The sequence below is a fragment of the Frigoribacterium sp. VKM Ac-1396 genome, assembly GCF_015350895.1.
Classification (GTDB): Bacteria; Actinomycetota; Actinomycetes; order Actinomycetales; family Microbacteriaceae; genus Frigoribacterium.
The window spans coordinates 1,350,544-1,365,975 of sequence record NZ_JADKSD010000001.1 but is presented as its reverse complement, the minus strand read 5'-3'; the positions used below and the strand labels follow the sequence as shown (position 1 = coordinate 1,365,975).

The following is a 15,432-nucleotide window of genomic DNA, read 5'->3' as shown; positions in this document are numbered from 1 at the left end:
CGGCACCGGCGGCACCGGCGGCACCGGCACGGCACCGGCACGCCGGATCAGGCGTGGGTGAGCTCGGGCTCGCGGTCGGACGACGAGGAGGCGCGGCGCGGCTCGCGGGGCTCGAAGCGCCCCTTGAGCTTGAGGGCCGGCTTCTCGACGAAGTGGTGCGACAGGACGGACGTCCCGATCGCGGCGGCGAGCACGAGGACGATGCCGAGGGTCCCCTGGACGAACGGCTCGATCAGGGCGATGAACACGACGTGCCAGAGGTACAGCGGGTACGAGATGGCTCGACCGAACCAGGCGACGGGCGCCAGCGAGAGCACCCAGGCGACGGGCGACGCAGCCGTGACGAGACCGCCGATCAGCAACATGGACGCCAGACCGACGGCGGGCAGGGCGACCGCGAAGGTGAGGACGTTCTGCTGCCACCCCGAGCCGATCACGACGAGCGAGCCGACGACCCCGGCGAGGCCGAGCCAGGTGGCGAGTGCTCCCCAGCGGCCGGCCAGGGCCGTGCGGACGCGCTCGGACCGCAGCACGACGGCCAGGACGCAGCCCATCAGCAACGGGGCCACGTTGAGGACCGGGCTGAAGTAGATGTCGGGGGTCGCGCCTCCGGACGGACGGTCGTAGAGGAACCAGGTGGCGACGGCGGATGCGACGACGACGGTCGACAGACCGGCGACCAGGGCCTTGCGCCGCGCCGCCACGGCGAGCAGCAGGACGAGGACGGGCGGCCAGACGAGGTAGAACTGCTCCTCCATCGACAGGCTCCACATCGGGGCGAAGACGCCCTGCGAGGTGTCGAAGAACGCCCGCGCGAGGTTGCCGGTGTAGGTCAGGGCGATGAGGGCGGCGCCGATCGGGCCGAGGGTCGACCCCTGGTAGTCGCCGACCAGCCACCACAACGCGACGCCGACCACCACGACGGCGAGCAGCGTCGGGTAGAGCCGCAGCAGGCGACGCACCCAGAAGCGGCCCAGCCGGATGCGACCGGTCGATGCGTGCTCACGCAGCAGCAGCGTCGTGATCAGGTAGCCGGACAGGACGAAGAAGACGTTGACGCCCACGAAGCCGCTGCCGAAGCCGGGCACGTGCAGGTGGTACAGCACCACCAGGGCGATGGCCACCGTGCGCAGGCCGTCGAGCGGCAGCACCCGGTCGCGACGCGTGGTCGAGACGGGGTGCTCGGTCGGCTCCGTGGTCGGCAGGGCTGAGGGCATCGTTGCAGTGTGCCTCAACTTTCTTGGTGCCGCCCGGACGCGTGCCCCGAGCGCCGGCCCGGACGAGCTACCCGCGTTGCTGCGGCACGCGGCGCGGCAGGGCGAACACCAGCAAGAACGACGCGAGGGCGAAGATCGCGCTGACGAGCATCGCGTGGGCGGCGGCGTCGGTGAAGCCGGTCGCGACGTCGGCCGGGGTGCGGCCCGAGATCGTCAGGGTGCCGAACAGGACGCTGCCGATGATCGCGATGCCCACGGCCGAGCCGATGCGCTGGATCGCCGAGATGACGGCGCTGGCCGAGCCGGCGTCCTGACGGTCGACGGTCGAGACGATGAACTGCACGTTCGGCGCGATGAAGAAGCCGTTGCCGAGGCCGGCGAGCAGCAGCGGCACGAGCAGCAGCCAGTTCGTCAGGTCGGCGGCGTCGACCGTCACGAGCACGAGCCACATCCAGGTCAGGCCGACGGTGACGAGCGCCGTGCCGAGGATCAGCACGCCGCGACCGAGTCGGGCGGCGAGGCGGTTGCTCTGCGACGAGCTGATGATGCTGCCGATCGCGAAGGGGATCGCCACGGCGCCCGAGGCCAGGGCGCTGTGGCCGAGGCCCGACTGCCAGAGCAACGAGATCGTGAAGAAGATGCTGGTGAACGCCGCGAAGTAGACGAGCGCGAGCACGACGCCACCGGTGAACGAGGGGTGGGCGAAGAGCTTCGGCGGCACGAGCGGCGTCTTGCCGCGCTTCGTGTAGGCGACCTCCCACAGGCCGAAGAGGGCCAGCAGCACGACGCCCGCCGCGATGGTCAGGTAGGTCCACAGCGGCCAACCCTCGTCCTGCCCCTGGATCAGCGGCACGAGCAGGGCGACGAACGCGCCCGAGACCAGCACGAGCCCGATCCAGTCGAGCCCTCGGTCGGGTCGGGGCACCGACTCGTCGCGCTTCGGCAGCAGGACGGCGGCGGCGATCAGGGTGATGACGCCGAACGGCAGGTTGACGTAGAAGACGAGGCGCCAGCCGTTCTCGTCACCGAACGCCTGGATGATCAGGCCGCCGATGATGGGGCCGAGCGCCGACGAGACGCCGATGACGGCACCCATGATGGCGAACGCCTTGCCGCGCGACCGACCGGGGAAGAGCAACTGGATGAACGCGGTGACCGCGGGCACGAAGATGCCGCCGGCCAGGCCCTGCACGATGCGGAAGACCACGAGCTGCGTGTCGTCCTGCGCCAGACCGCAGGCCAGCGACGCCGCCGTGAAGAGCAGCACGCCGACGAAGTACACCCACTTGTGGCCGATGCGGTCGCCGATGCGACCGGCGGGGATCAGTGCCAGGCCGAAGGCCAGCGCGTAGCCCGAGATGATCCACGACAGGGTCGACTCCGAGGCGTCGAGGGTCGTGCGGATCGTCGGCAGGGCGACGTTGACGATGGTCGTGTCGAGCAGCGCGATGAACATGCCGAGCAGCAGCGCGACGAGGGCGTACCAGGCGTGGCGGGGCACGCCCGCGGGCTGGCCGGGGCCGGCTCCGGGCGTGGCGGGTGACGCGGCGCCGGTCGGGGCGGAGGCGTGGGACATGGTGTGGCCTTTCGGGCGGCGGCACGGGCCGTGAGGCGAGGCGGGTGAAGGCAGAGCGGGTGAAGGCAGAGCTGCTGAAGGCAGAGCTGGTGAAGGCAGAACTGGGAAGACGGGACGGCAGGAGCGGGGGAGGGCCGGAGGCGCCGGTGGGGAGCGGGAGGCCGGGGCGGCACGAGGCCGACGCGCGCGACGACGACGTCGGGGCGGGTGCGAGACGCAGGAGGCGCTGGTCACCGACCAGCGCCTCCTGATTTTTGCACGTTCTGCACTCGAGCGCGCACCGCGACGCCTGCGACGCCTGTGATGTCTCGGACGCCTGCGACCTCCACCGCGCCCGCGACGTCCTCGACGACGAAGGAGGCGCAGGTCACCGACCTGCGCCTCCTCCGTCGTCGAGGGCGGACCCCCGGGTCGCCTCAGCGGCGACCGAGGCGGCGCTCGCCGCCGGCGCCGGTCTGGTAGACGAGGCCGTAGTGCTCGAACACGGCGGGTTCGCGCGAGGCTTCGAGCTCGCCGTCGGTCTCGATCGACGGCGCGTCCTTGACGAGCTTCTTCTCGAACTGCACCTTGAGGTGCTTCGGGGTGACCACGGCGCCCTGCAGCGGCACGAAGACCAGGCGCGAGCGGCCGAGCAGCCCGGCCGTGACCGTGGCGAACGCCGGCTGGTCGGCGGCGGTGTCGAAGTAGATGCTCTCGAGCGAGCCGACCTTGTCACCCTCGGGGTCGACGACCGGCATGCCGATCCAGTCGCGGATGTTCTCGGCTTCGAACATGGGTGCCTCCTCTGGCGGGGGCCGCGTCCCGGCCCGTCCGGTCCGACGGTAGTAGGGCCGGGCCGTCGGCGCTCAGGCACGCCCGATGCGACGGCTCAGGCGGATGCCCGCCCGGCGAACACGTCGCCGATCGTGACGCCGTCGTCGGGCCGCGACAGCACGACGACGGCGTCGCCCGCTTCGACCGGTCCCGAGTGCACGACCTTGAGGTACGCGCCCGGACGCCCCTCGGCCATGAAGCGCTTGACCCACTGCGTCTCGCCGAGCCGCCGGGCGAAGGTGGCGCACGGAATGCGCGGCTTCGTCACCTCGAGCACGAGGGACTCGCCGACGGCCCACCGTTCACCGACCACGGCACCGGTGACGTCGACGCCCGACGTCCGCAGGTTCTCGCCGAACAGCCCCGGGGTGACCTCGCGCCCCAAGAGCTCGGCGAAGTGCGCCGCGTCTTCGTCGGCGAAAGCGTAGACCGCCTGCTCGGGGCCGCCGTGGTGCTTGCGGTCGGCCTGCACGTCGGCCCGGAGGCCCAGCGGCCGGACGTGCACGGGCCCGTCCACGGGACGCTTGTCGATGGCGGTGACGCCGATCGTGCCCGAGTCGGGCAGCAGGGCGGACACGCGGCAGACGGCGGTGACGGAGGCCTGTGTGGTGGTCATGCCTCCATGGTGGCGGACGACGCGACCGACGCGGCGTCGCGACCCGCGCCTCCTGGGCCGCGCCTCCCCGGTCGTCGCGTCCCCGGCGCCGCCCGCGGCGTGAGCCCCCCCCCCCCCCCGACGGAGTGTCACCCGGATGCGGGCTGGATGCCCATCGGGCAACCTGCCAGGCTCGCCCCGACGAAAGGGGTGGCATGGCTCACGGCGGCTACGCGGTCATCGACGTCGAGACGACCGGGCTCTGGCCCGGACGGCACCACCGCATCATCGAGATCGGCATCGTGCACCTCGACGCCGACGGCGAGGTCGAGGCGGCCTTCGAGACCGTCGTCGACCCGTCGCGCGACCTCGGGCCCATCCACGTGCACGGCCTGCGCAGCGCCGACGTGCGCGGAGCGCCCCGGTTCGAGCACGTCGTCGACGACCTGTGCGACCGCCTGCGCGGTCGCGTCGTCGTGGCCCACAACGCCCGGTTCGAGGCGCAGTTCCTCGCGGCCGAGTTCGCGCGGCTCGGGCTCGAGTCGCCGCTCGGGCCCGACGGTGCCGGCGCCCTCTGCACGATGAAGCTCGCCCCCACCTACCTGCCCGGTGCCGGCCGGACCCTCGCCGACTGCTGCGCGGCCATCGACGTCGACCTCACGGACGCCCACGAGTCGCTGGCCGACGCCACCGCCACCGCCCGCCTGCTCTCCGCCTACCTGCGCATGGGCGACGCCCAGTCGTCGTGGTGGCGCGAGTGGGGTCGGTACGCCGCGCTGCAGCAGTGGCCGACCGCCGAGACCCCCCGGACGACGCCCCACCCCCGGTTCGCAGGAGGCGCGGGCGGGGCCGACGACGGAGCCCACGGCCCCGGCCGCGCGGCCTGGCGGTCCCGGCGCCGCGTCGCCCGGACGCCCGAGCTCGCCCCCGTCCCCTCGGCGGGCGCCGTGCTGTCGGCCTCGGGCGCAGTGCCGCCCGCCGCCCCGGCCGCGGTGCCGCCGGCCAGCCCGACGGGCAGCATGCACCTCACGGGACCGGTCGACCTCGACCTCGATCGCGACGTCTTCGGCCTGACCGTCGAGCCGGCTCCCGCCGAGCCGAGGTTCCTCGAACGGGCCACCGAGCTGCTGCCCCAGCTCGACCTCGACCGCCGGCAGAACCAGTACGCGGCGATGCTCGACAAGGCCCTGTCCGACGGGTACCTCTCGAGGGACGAGGCCGACAACCTGGCCACGCTCGCCGTCGAACTCGACCTCGACGAGCCGGCGCGCGAGGTGCTGCACGACCGCTACTTCGCCTCGCTCGTCTCGACCGTCTGGGCGCACGACGTCCTCTCGGACGACGAGCGGCGGCAGGTCGACGCCGTCGCCGAGATGCTCCGCATCGCCCCGCACCGCCGCGACGCCGCCCTGGTGCCGTCCGTGGTCGAACGGGCACCGCGACCGGCGGACGACGACGAGCTCGACGAGTTCGACGTCATCGAGGGGCTCGACGAGTCCCTCGGCGCCGCGGTCGAGACCCGGGCGCCGACCCTGGCCCGGCCCGACGTCGGCCCGCTGGCCCCCGGCGCCCGCGTCGCCCTGACGGGGTCGCTGAGCCAGGGTCGCGACGTGCTCGTCCGCTCGCTCGAGCGGGCGGGGCTCGTCGTCTGGCCGGCGGTCACGACCGAGACGTCGTTGGTCGTCGCCGCCGACGTCGCCTGCAGCTCGGGCAAGGTGCGCAAGGCGCTGTCGTACGGGGTGCCGGTGGTGGACGAGACGCAGTTGCCGTTCGTGCTCGCCCGTTCGCGCCGGTCACGCACCGCGGCCTGACGGCTCCGACGCCTGACGGCTCAGACGCACCGCGGCCTGACGGCTCAGAGCGCGGGATCGTCCTCGGCGTGGTCGTCGGCGTCGAGCGAGGGCCAGACGGTCGGGACACCGCCGGCGCTGCCGAGCGGGGTGTGCGGCATGGGGTCGGATGGTCGAGGGTGCATGAGAGCTCCGGTCTGTCTGCCTGCGAGGTGCGGGAGACGGGCGACCAGGGTCCGGGGCTGCCGAACCTCACCGTACGCGCATCGGAGGCCCACGACCAGAGGGTCGGTCAGACGGTCAGGCGTCGGGCCACGATGTCGGAGGCGACCTCGACCAGCGGGCGCCGGTTCTCACGGGCGTGGCGGCGGATGCGTTGGAACGCCTCGTCCATGTCGACGGACTGGGTGTACGACACGACGCCCTTGGCCTGCTCGATGACGATGCGGCTGTCGAGGGCACGTTGCAGCTGGCCCCGGGTCGAGTCGATCTCGCGGAGGGCTCGTTCTTGCAGGATGCTGATGGTCGCCACGTCGGCGAGTGCCTGGGCGGCCGTCGCGTCGTCGGCGTTCAGGACCCCGGTCGTGTCGCGGAAGAGGTTCAGAGAGCCCAGGCTCTGGTCGCGGAGGCGCAGGGGGATGGCGTGGACCGACCCGTAACCGGAGTCGCGCGCGAGGTCGGCGAACACCGGCCAGCGCTCGTCGACGTCGGCCAGGTCGGGCACCGAGACGACCGTGCCGGTGGTGTAGGACTCGACGCAGGGCCCCTCGCCGGCACGCAGTTGCAGCAGCCCGACGAGCTTGCTGCGTTCGTTGGTCGACGCGATCACCTCGAGCTCGCCGGTCGCGCCTGCGAGGATGATGCCGGCGTCCGCTGCGTCGAAGAGGGCCGTGGTGCGCTCGACCAGCATCTGCAGCACGTCGATGGTGTCGAAGCCGGTCACGAGCGAGTCCGCGAGCGTGACGAACGTCTGCAAGAGCTGGGTCTCTCTGTCGCGGTCGGTCACGGGCGTCAGCCTAGGCCGTGTCGACGACGACCGTCGCCGGACCTCACGAGAAGTCCAGCCGGTGCAGCACGATCTCGCTGGCGACCTCGCGCAGCGGCCGGCCGCTCGACCAGGCGTGGCCGCGGATGACGAGCAGCGCCTCGTCGACACCGACGCCCAGCTGCATCATGACCATGCCCGACGCCTGGTGGACCTCGCGGGGGAACGAGGTCGGGAACAGGCTGTCGTCACCGGCCGCGAGAGCGTCGAGCGCCCGGGTCAGGACGCTGCGGCCCGCGATGCAGGCGAGGGTGGTCGCCTGGTCGACCTCGACGTCGTCCAGTTCTCGGCGTTCGTCGCTGTAGAGGTCGACGGCTCCGAGGTCGAGGCGACCGTACGAGAGGGGGAACGCGGCGACGCTGGCGACGCCCGCCGCGATCAGCGCGGACGCCGCGGCAGGCCACGCCCTCGAGGGCGACGTGACCAGGTCGGACTCGACCACCGCCTGCCCGGTCTGGTGGGCCTGCCAGCAGGGCCCCTCGCCCAGGTCGAACTGGATCTCGTCGCGGCGTGACGACTCGGCGTCGCTCGAGCAGACCGTGCCCGTGCCGAGGGGGCCACCCAAGGTCGAGACCGCGGCGCCGGTGACGCCGAACGTCTCGCGGAAGGGCCCGCAGAGGTCGCTGCCGGGTGCGGTCGCTCGTGCGAGGGCGGCCGCAGCCACCCGGACCACGCCGGCGTCAGCCATGTCGCGGCCCACGGCGGGCAGGCGACGGCGCTCGCGGTGGAGTCGGGTGCACGGATTCCTCCACTCGGGCCCGAGGGCCATCGTGACGATGATAGTCGGTCCCGACGCCTGCCGCGGGCGTTGGATGACGCCATGACCGACGCCATCGTCACGCCCCGCGGCTTCTCGCACGTGCGGCTCACCGTGACCGACATCCACCGCAGCAAGGCCTTCTACCAGCAGCTGTTCGGCATGCCTCCCGGCAGCGACTTCAGCGACCAGATCGACGACCCGACGATCTACGACGACCCGCAGCGCACCTACGGCGGCTGCTCGTTCACCTTCGCCGGCCAGACGCTGGGGCTGCGGCCCGTCGCCCCGGCCGGGGACCGCTTCGACCCCGACCGCGTCGGCCTCGACCACCTGAGCTTCTCGGTGGGTTCGGTCGACGAGCTGCACGAGGCCGCCCGTCGACTGGACGAGCTGGGCGTCGAGCACGGCGAGGTGACGCCGCTGCCCGCCTTCGGGCTCGTGATCCTGTCGCTGCAGGACCCCGACGACGTCAACCTCGAGCTCGCTGCGCCGCACCCGACGGCAGGGCGTAGCGTGCGGGCATGACCAACGACAACGGCATCCCGGACGGTTCGACCGACATCACCGAGGACGACAAGCAGTACACCGAAGACCTGGCCGACGGGGCGAAGCAGGGTCTCGTCGACGACTCCGAGCAGAGCGACGACAGCGAGGTCTCGGACGGCGCCGACAGCTAGCCGCCCGACCTTCCAGCCGCCGGGTCTTCGTACGTCGGCGAGACATCACATGCCGCTCACGAACGACCGTGAGCGGCATGTGGTGTCTCGAGACAGGTGGCGCGACGTCAGCGGCGGTTCAGCAGGCCCGCGAGGGGGCGCTGCTGCTCGCCCTGGTGGGCGCCGAGCACGATGAGCACGCCGGTCAGCACGGGTGTGACCCACTGCAACACCTTCTGCTGACGCTGGGCGCTCGCCAAGGCCTTCGACGAGCTCGAGCCGGGCTCGGTCGTGCCCTCGGCCCCCTCGGAGGCGTGCTTCGCCATGCGCGCGCCGGCGAGGCCCGACCACAGGGTGGTGCCGGCGGCCGCGACGGTCAGCGCGAGCTTGACGCCCGTGTTGTCCCGCCCCTCCTGCTGGGTCGCGAGGCGGCCCTTGTTCGAGACGATGAGCCCGGCGCCGCCGATGCCGTGCACGACGATCGCCGCGACCTGCACGGGGGCCCATTTCGCCCAGCCGAGCGACGAGAGGGTGAGGCGTTCGACGGGGTCCTTCGCGCCCGCGGCGGCGCCGTTGAGGCCCACGGCGCCCATCAGGCCACCACCGAACCAGGCGGCCATGCCGAGGTCGTGCATGCTGCGGATGACGGTGTTTCGTCCTGCCATGGTGTTCTCCTTGGGGTGTGTGGTGCGGTCAGTCGGGTGGTCGGGTGGCCGGCTCGCGCGTCACATCGACGCGCTCGTGCCGCAGGGTGGTGGCGACGTCGACGTCGTCGACGATCCGGTCCACGGTCACGTGGACGCGTTCGACCGGGACGACGACGTGGCCGACGACCGGGCGTTCCTCGTGCAACACGAACACGAGGGGCGTCGCGGGCGTCCCCGCCGACGGGGTCTCGCCCGGCAGCAGGTCCTCGTGGACGACCTGAAGCTCTTCTCGGCGGACCGTCACGGTGATCGTCTCCTCACGGGAGACGACGACCTTCCGGAGGCGCACCCGGCCGACCGGGACGGCGACCGTCGTGAGGTGCGCCCGTTCGGCGGAGAGCAGCACGCTCGCCGCCGCCGCGGCGGGCACCGACGACCCGTCGACCCCGTCGGCCCGACCCTCGGCCGGCGACGGGTCGACGGGGCCGACGGTGCCCGTGGTCATCGACGCGGGGCGGTGCCGCCGGTCGTGGGGTCGTCGCCCTCGAGCTCGATCTCCTCGTGGGCGATCTCCTCGGTCACCTGCTGCTGCTCGGTGACGGTCTCGGTGCCGAGCTGGACGCGCTCGACGGGGACGGTCTCCTTGTCGGTCACGACGCGGTCGGCCGTCGGGGTGACCTCGTGCTCCTCCTCGGTCAGCTCGCCGCCCGAGAGGGCGTCGCCGACGTTCGCGTCGGTGATGGGCTCGCGCGTGACGCGGACCTCGTCGTGGCTGACCGGGACCGTCTCGGTGACCTGCTCCGAGACGACGTACTTGTGCAGGCGCGCGCGACCGGCCTCGGTGGTCTCGGTGCCGACGTGCAGGCGCTCCTCGGAGCGGGTCATGGCGTCGTCCGTGTCGGGGCCCGACGTGTCGTGGCCGGCGCCGGTCCCGGTGACCGAATCCGCCGACGTGCCGCTCGTGCCGGCGTCGAGGTCGACCGCGTTCCTGTCGGCGTCCTGATCGAAGAGCGGTGTCTCGACTCCACGACCGTCGAGGTGGTAGTAGCGGAACAGGTCGGCCTCCTGGTCGGGCGAGAGGTGCCCGTCGGAGTCGTCGCTGTGCGGTGCGTCCTTGACCATGGCCTTCGTCACCGGCACGTGGACGTCGTCGCCCTGGACGGTGGCCTCGGCGAGGGGAGCGAACGATTCGCCCGTGCCGAACAGCCCGGTCTTGACGGTGACCCACGCGGGCTGGCCGCCCTGGTCGTCGAGGTAGACCTGGCCGATGCCGCCGATCTTCTTGCCGTCCTGGTCGACGACGTCGCCGCCGCCCGCGAGCAGGGCGTCGAGCTGGGTGGTGCTGATCATGGGGTTCCTCACGGAGGGTCGAGCACCGGGCGGGGTGCCCGGGCTCAGGGTGGTGCCGACCGGTCGTCGCAGAGGACGACTGGCGCACGCAGACTCGGACGCCGACCTTCGGGGGACGACGGCTGCCGTGCGTGGGGGAGGAGGTCGGGGAGGACGCTCGCGGGCTGGATGATCTCTCGGTCGGACGGGTGGCGCGACGGCCACCGACGGGTCCTCGTGGAACGTACGCCGCGCCTCCTGAAGCCGACCGACCCGGTCGCCTCCGCGGGCGACCGTCGGTGAGGGGGTCGGGCCGCCTCGCGGATCGTGCGCACGTGACCCCGTCGGTCGCAGAAGTCAACCCCCTGAGGTGTTCTCACCATGTGCGGCCTCCGTCCCCCGACAGGGGGACAGAGTGACAGGTCCGACCACGACCGTCGACCGACGGTCGCCGGCGACCCGAGAGGCACGACATGAGCGACGACAAGCGCTACGACGGAGACCCGTCCACCCCGGTCTTCGACCGCGCGACCGAGGGGCAGCCGCAACGCGGCGCCGCCTCGGGCCACGACCACCTGCGCCGTGACGACGCGGTGACCGACCTGGGCGACCAGGTGGGCGCCTACGCCGACATCACCGACCCCGGGGCGACGGCCAGCGACTTCAGCGCGAACGCGGCACCGGTCGTCGAGGAGCACCCCGCCCACGACCGGACCGGCTCCGACGGCGGTTCCGGTGCCGCGGATGCGGCGAAGGCGAAGGCCGGCGCCGCGAAGGACGAGGCCGCCGGTGTCGCCGACGACGCCAGGACCGCCGCGTCCGACGTCGCCGGCACGGCCAAGGAGCAGGCGTCGAAGGTCGCCTCGGAGGCGACCGGCCAGGCCAAGCAGCTGTTCGGCCAGGCGACCGGCGAGCTCAAGGAGCAGGCCGGCGCCCAGCAGGAGAAGGCGGCCGCGGGCCTCCGCCAGGTCGGTGAGCAGCTCGGCTCGATGGCCGACTCGGCCGACGGCGGCGTCGCGGGCGAGCTCGTCCGCAACCTCTCCGGCCGTGCCCACGGCGTCGCCGGCTGGCTCGAGGGCCGCGACCCGGGCACCCTGCTCGACGACGTGAGGTCCTACGCCGCCCGCAAGCCCGGCACCTTCATCGCGATCGCCGCCGTGTCCGGTCTGCTCGCCGGTCGCGTCGTCAAGGCGCTGACCGCCGACGCGAAGGACGAGCACGCCGCCGCCACCGAGCACGCCGCGACGACCGAGAACGCAGGAGGCGCGGCGAGTCGACCGGCGCCTCCCACCTCGGCCACCGCACCGCAGCGTCTCGTCGGTGACGTCGGCCCCGTGGCCGGCGAGTACGACGTCGTCACCGAGGGCGACGTCCCCGGCTTCGGCACCCCGGTTCCCGACACCAGCGTGCCCACCACGTGGCCCGGCACCCCGGGGACGCGCGCGTGAGCGACCCGTTCCGCGAGCCCGCGTCCACACCGCCCGCTCCCGAGGAGAAGGCGGCGTCGACGTCGCTCGGCGACCTGCTGACCGGCGTGACCGGCGACATCTCGACGCTCTTCCGCCAGGAGGTCGAGCTCGCCAAGGCCGAGCTGACCCAGTCGGCGAAGAAGGCCGGCAAGGGTGCGGGCATGTTCGGCGGTGCAGGGCTCACGGCGCTGTTCGCGCTGCTGTTCGTGTCGCTGGCCGCCATGTGGGGCCTCGGCGCGCTGATCGGCCTCGGCTGGTCGTCGCTGATCATCGCGGTCGTCTACGCGATCGTCGCCCTCGTGCTGTTCGTGCGCGGGCGGAAAGAACTGAAGAGCATCAAGGGGGCACCGAAGACGGTCGACTCCCTGAAGAAGATCCCCGAGACCGTGACGCCTGGAGGCACCGCATGAGCACCACCGACCAGAACGGCAGCAGCCGGACGCCCGAAGAGATCCGCGCCGAGATCGAGCGCACGCGTGCCGGCCTCAGCTACGACGTCGACGCGCTCGCCGACAAGGTGAACCCGTCGAGCATCGCCCACCGCCAGACCGAGAAGGTCAAGAGCCGCTTCTCGGGCGTGCGGGACTCGGTCATGGGTGCGGCGCACGACACGGCGTCGGGTGCCTCGGGCGCAGGACACGACGCCGCCGGCCGCGTCTCGGACGCGTCGTCGGCCGCCGTGCGGAAGGCAGGGGGCAACCCGCTCGCCGTCGGCCTGATCGCCTTCGGCGCGGGCTGGCTCGTCTCGTCGTTGATCCCGGCGTCCGACAAGGAGAAGGAGCTCGTCTCCGACGCCAAGGACGCGGCGGGCCCGGCGCTCGACTCGGTCAAGGGCGCGGCCCAGGACGTGGCCTCGAACCTGAAGGAGCCCGCGCAGGAGGCGTTCGCCTCCGTCAAGGGCACGGCGCAGGACGCCGCGTCGACCGTGAAGGACGACGCCACGAGTGCCGCCGGCGACGTGAAGGACAGCGCACAGCAGTCGAAGGAGAACGTGCAGGGGGCCTGACCCCACGCACCCGTCGGCCCCGACGCCGGAGGTGTCCAGTGGGTCGGTCAGCTTGCCGCTGTGCTCGGGGCTGCCGTCGACCGGGCGCGAGATCGTCGTCCCGATCAGCCCGATCAGCCCGATGTGGCTGATCAGCCCGATCTGGCTGATCTCCTCGGTGCCGTCGCCCTCGGCGTTCCCCCGTCCGGGGCGTCCGGTGACGGGTTGACGACCTCGGCAGCTGTCGTGTAGCCGTCTGCCTGCACCGCGCCTCCCGGGCGGGTCGGCCCTCGGCGCGCCCGACACGCCAGGATGGGCGGATGCCCTCGTCACCCCGTGCCCGTCTCGTGCGTCGATCGGCCGGAACGGCCCGCCAGGCCGACACCCCGCCCAGCCCGATGCAGCGCCCCGGTGCCTTCCGGTTCGGCCTGATCGCGACCCTGGGCGGCGGGCTGGGCGTCGGCATCATCGTCGCCCTGATGGCCCTGTCGACGATCCTCGTCTACATCGGCCTCGCGTTCTTCCTGGCCCTGGCCTTCGAGCCCGTCGTCCGTCGCCTCGCGCGGGCGGGTGCCCCCCGGTGGGTCGGCGTCGTCGTCGCGGTCGTGCTGGTCGTCGGGGTGGTCGTCGGCATCGTCGCCGCCGTCGTGCCGAGGCTCATCGAGCAGATCGGTGACGTCGTGCGGACCGCCCCGGCCGCGTTGCAGGAGCTCTCGCGCCAGCCCTGGGTGCAGCAGACGGTCGAGACCATCGGCTTCGACCTCGACATCGACGACGCCGTCGGGGCCGTGACGTCGTACCTGCTCGACCCCGACCAGCTGCTCGCGTTGGGCGGCGGGCTGCTGGCCGTCGGGCGCGGCATCACCAACGGGATCACCGCCGTCATCGTGGTCGCCATCCTGACGCTCTACTTCGCCATCACGCTGCCTCAGATGCTGCGCTCGCTCAGCCGGGCCGTGCCGCGCAGCCACCGCGAGAACGTCATGAGCATCGCGGACGAGATCTTCTTGTCGGTCGGTCGCTACGTCGCCGGGCAGGTGGCGCTCGCCGCGATCAACGCCGTCTTCGTCTTCGTCGTGCTCGAGATCGCCGGCGGGCCGTTGCCGGTGCTGTTCGCGACCCTGGCCTTCTTGGGAGCGCTCATCCCCGTGGTCGGCACCGTGGTCGCCTACTCGATCATCATCGCCGCCACGATCACCGTCTCGCCGGTGACGGCGATCGTGGTCGGCGTCGTGCTGCTCGTCTACGCCCAGGTCGAGGCTTACGTGCTGACCCCGCGGGTGATGTCGAAGGCCGTCGCCGTGCCCGGTGCCCTCGTGATCGTGGCGGCGTTCGGCGGCGGGGCCCTGGGCGGCGTGCTCGGCGCCCTCGTCGCGATCCCGATCGCCACGGCCGGCGTGGTCGTCTTCGAGCGCGTCGTGGTGCCGCGGCAGCAGCGGGTCTAGGCAGCCCGGTCGGGTGGTGCGTCCGGGCGTCTCGTCCGAGAGGCGCGTGTGCCCGGCGGAACCGGTCGGTGGGTCTGGTCTGCGGGCGGCCGCGCCGCTAGCGTGACCGACATGAGCGCGGTTCGAGTTGACGTGACCCTGTCGGATGGAGCCACCCTGGCGGTCACGCGGTGGCCGGGCGAGGGCCCGACGGTGGTGCTGTTGCACGCCGGGGTCGCCGATCGACGCAGCTGGACGGCGGTCGCCGACGAGCTCGCGGGTGAGGGCCTCGACCTCGTCGCGTACGACCGCCGGGGCTTCGGCGAGAGCCCGGCCCACGCCGAGGGCAGCGAGGCCACGCACCTGGGCGACCTCGTCCAGGTGCTCGACCGCGTGGACGTCGGCCGCGCGGTCGTCGTCGGCAACTCGATGGGCGGCGCCCTCGCCCTCGACCTCGCGCTGACCGAGCCGACCCGGGTGGCCGCCGTGCTGCTGATCGGCGCCGCGGTCAGCGGCATGACCGACGACGACACCCCCTTCGACTGGACGCCCGACCCCGCGTCGGGACCGCTGATGGAGGCCCTGGACGAGGCGTCCGGCAGCGGTGACGTCGACGCGCAGGTGGGCCTGCTGGCACACCTCTGGCTCGACGGGCCCACGAGTGACGCGGGACGGGTCGGGGGTACCCCGCGCGAACTCTTCGCGCGGATGAACGAGCGCATCCTCGAGGTCGACGCGGCCGACGACGCGGGCGACGCGGGCCTGGACGCCTGGGCGCGGCTCGGGGTGGTCGAGGTGCCCGTGCTGGCGACCTGGGGCGCCCTGGACATCCCCGCCGACGAGCCGTTCTACGCCGAGACGGCCCGGCGGATCGGTCAGGGCCCCGGGCGGGTTCTGCCGGATGTGGCCCACCTGCCGGGGCTGGAGCAGCCTGCCCTCGTGGCCGACCTCGTCCGCGAGGTGGTGCTCGGCCGGGCCATGTGACGACGACGGGTGACCGGCCCGGGCGGGAGCCCGGCGGGTTCAGGTCGCCGAGCCCCCGGGGCCACGACGGTGACGTCGATCACGTCGACGACGGGGCGTGGCAGGGGCGGCGGGGTCTGGGCCTGCGACAAGAGTAGCCACC

General features: G+C 72.8%; 17 protein-coding genes. 8 read left to right on the top strand and 9 right to left on the bottom strand.

Annotation, left to right across the window (positions count from 1 at the left end; all coding sequences use genetic code 11):
* Positions 1-47 precede the first annotated feature (47 nt).
* The 4 genes from ITJ55_RS06345 to ITJ55_RS06330 form a co-directional block, all read right to left on the bottom strand.
* A complete protein-coding gene (locus ITJ55_RS06345) occupies positions 48-1,217 on the bottom strand; it encodes an acyltransferase (protein ID WP_194594544.1) in 1,170 nt (389 codons plus the stop codon).
* Between the two features lie 67 nt (positions 1,218-1,284).
* Positions 1,285-2,793: an MFS transporter gene (locus ITJ55_RS06340; RefSeq protein WP_194594543.1), complete on the bottom strand. Its 1,509-nt coding sequence runs from the start codon at positions 2,791-2,793 to the stop codon at positions 1,285-1,287.
* Between the two features lie 416 nt (positions 2,794-3,209).
* A complete protein-coding gene (locus ITJ55_RS06335) occupies positions 3,210-3,566 on the bottom strand; it encodes a PRC-barrel domain-containing protein (RefSeq protein ID WP_056259078.1) in 357 nt (118 codons plus the stop codon).
* A gap of 95 nt (positions 3,567-3,661) precedes the next feature.
* Positions 3,662-4,222, bottom strand: coding sequence for an MOSC domain-containing protein (locus tag ITJ55_RS06330; RefSeq protein WP_194594542.1), 561 nt, complete (start codon positions 4,220-4,222; stop codon positions 3,662-3,664).
* Between the two features lie 194 nt (positions 4,223-4,416).
* Between ITJ55_RS06330 and ITJ55_RS06325 the strand changes: the two genes are divergently transcribed.
* Positions 4,417-6,012, top strand: a complete 1,596-nt coding sequence (locus tag ITJ55_RS06325) for a 3'-5' exonuclease (RefSeq protein ID WP_194594541.1) — start codon at positions 4,417-4,419, stop codon at positions 6,010-6,012.
* A 271-nt stretch (positions 6,013-6,283) separates the two neighbouring features.
* Here the strand turns inward: ITJ55_RS06325 and ITJ55_RS06320 are convergent, their stop codons facing one another.
* Positions 6,284-6,997 carry an ANTAR domain-containing protein gene (locus ITJ55_RS06320; protein ID WP_370544045.1) on the bottom strand — a complete coding sequence of 238 codons (714 nt, stop codon included), beginning with the start codon at positions 6,995-6,997 and terminating at the stop codon, positions 6,284-6,286.
* 43 nt (positions 6,998-7,040) lie between these two features.
* The gene (locus ITJ55_RS06315; RefSeq protein WP_194594540.1) at positions 7,041-7,724 is read right to left on the bottom strand and encodes a GAF and ANTAR domain-containing protein; all 684 of its coding nucleotides are present in this window, start codon (positions 7,722-7,724) and stop codon (positions 7,041-7,043) included.
* 132 nt (positions 7,725-7,856) lie between these two features.
* Here ITJ55_RS06315 and ITJ55_RS06310 point away from each other — a divergent pair, with 132 nt between their 5' ends.
* Positions 7,857-8,321, top strand: coding sequence for a VOC family protein (locus ITJ55_RS06310; protein ID WP_194594539.1), 465 nt, complete (start codon positions 7,857-7,859; stop codon positions 8,319-8,321).
* On the top strand, positions 8,318-8,473 hold the full coding sequence (locus ITJ55_RS06305; protein WP_194594538.1) for a hypothetical protein: 156 nt from the start codon (positions 8,318-8,320) through the stop codon (positions 8,471-8,473). Before ITJ55_RS06310 ends, ITJ55_RS06305 begins: the two co-directional genes overlap by 4 nt.
* Positions 8,474-8,580: 107 nt before the next feature.
* On the opposite strand, the gene ITJ55_RS06300 is transcribed toward ITJ55_RS06305, so the two are convergent.
* The 3 genes from ITJ55_RS06300 to ITJ55_RS06290 are packed head-to-tail and all read right to left on the bottom strand — an operon-like array spanning position 8,581 to position 10,449.
* Positions 8,581-9,117 carry a hypothetical protein gene (locus ITJ55_RS06300; RefSeq protein ID WP_194594537.1) on the bottom strand — a complete coding sequence of 179 codons (537 nt, stop codon included), beginning with the start codon at positions 9,115-9,117 and terminating at the stop codon, positions 8,581-8,583.
* 28 nt (positions 9,118-9,145) lie between these two features.
* Entirely contained in the window at positions 9,146-9,604 is a 459-nt protein-coding gene (locus tag ITJ55_RS06295) for a DUF2382 domain-containing protein (RefSeq protein WP_194594536.1), read from the bottom strand.
* Positions 9,601-10,449 carry a DUF2382 domain-containing protein gene (locus ITJ55_RS06290; protein WP_194594535.1) on the bottom strand — a complete coding sequence of 283 codons (849 nt, stop codon included), beginning with the start codon at positions 10,447-10,449 and terminating at the stop codon, positions 9,601-9,603. The genes ITJ55_RS06295 and ITJ55_RS06290 overlap by 4 nt, the downstream gene beginning before the upstream one ends.
* 452 nt (positions 10,450-10,901) lie before the next feature.
* Here ITJ55_RS06290 and ITJ55_RS06285 point away from each other — a divergent pair, with 452 nt between their 5' ends.
* The 5 genes from ITJ55_RS06285 (at position 10,902) to ITJ55_RS06265 (ending at position 15,290) form a co-directional block, all read left to right on the top strand.
* Entirely contained in the window at positions 10,902-11,876 is a 975-nt protein-coding gene (locus tag ITJ55_RS06285; RefSeq protein WP_194594534.1) for a hypothetical protein, read from the top strand.
* A complete protein-coding gene (locus ITJ55_RS06280) occupies positions 11,873-12,307 on the top strand; it encodes a phage holin family protein (protein ID WP_194594533.1) in 435 nt (144 codons plus the stop codon). The genes ITJ55_RS06285 and ITJ55_RS06280 overlap by 4 nt, the downstream gene beginning before the upstream one ends.
* On the top strand, positions 12,304-12,903 hold the full coding sequence (locus ITJ55_RS06275; protein ID WP_194594532.1) for a DUF3618 domain-containing protein: 600 nt from the start codon (positions 12,304-12,306) through the stop codon (positions 12,901-12,903). Before ITJ55_RS06280 ends, ITJ55_RS06275 begins: the two co-directional genes overlap by 4 nt.
* Positions 12,904-13,202: 299 nt before the next feature.
* A complete protein-coding gene (locus ITJ55_RS06270; protein WP_194594531.1) occupies positions 13,203-14,327 on the top strand; it encodes an AI-2E family transporter in 1,125 nt (374 codons plus the stop codon).
* Positions 14,328-14,438: 111 nt separating this feature from the next.
* Positions 14,439-15,290, top strand: coding sequence for an alpha/beta fold hydrolase (locus ITJ55_RS06265; protein WP_194594530.1), 852 nt, complete (start codon positions 14,439-14,441; stop codon positions 15,288-15,290).
* The last annotated feature ends 142 nt before the right edge of the window (positions 15,291-15,432 follow it).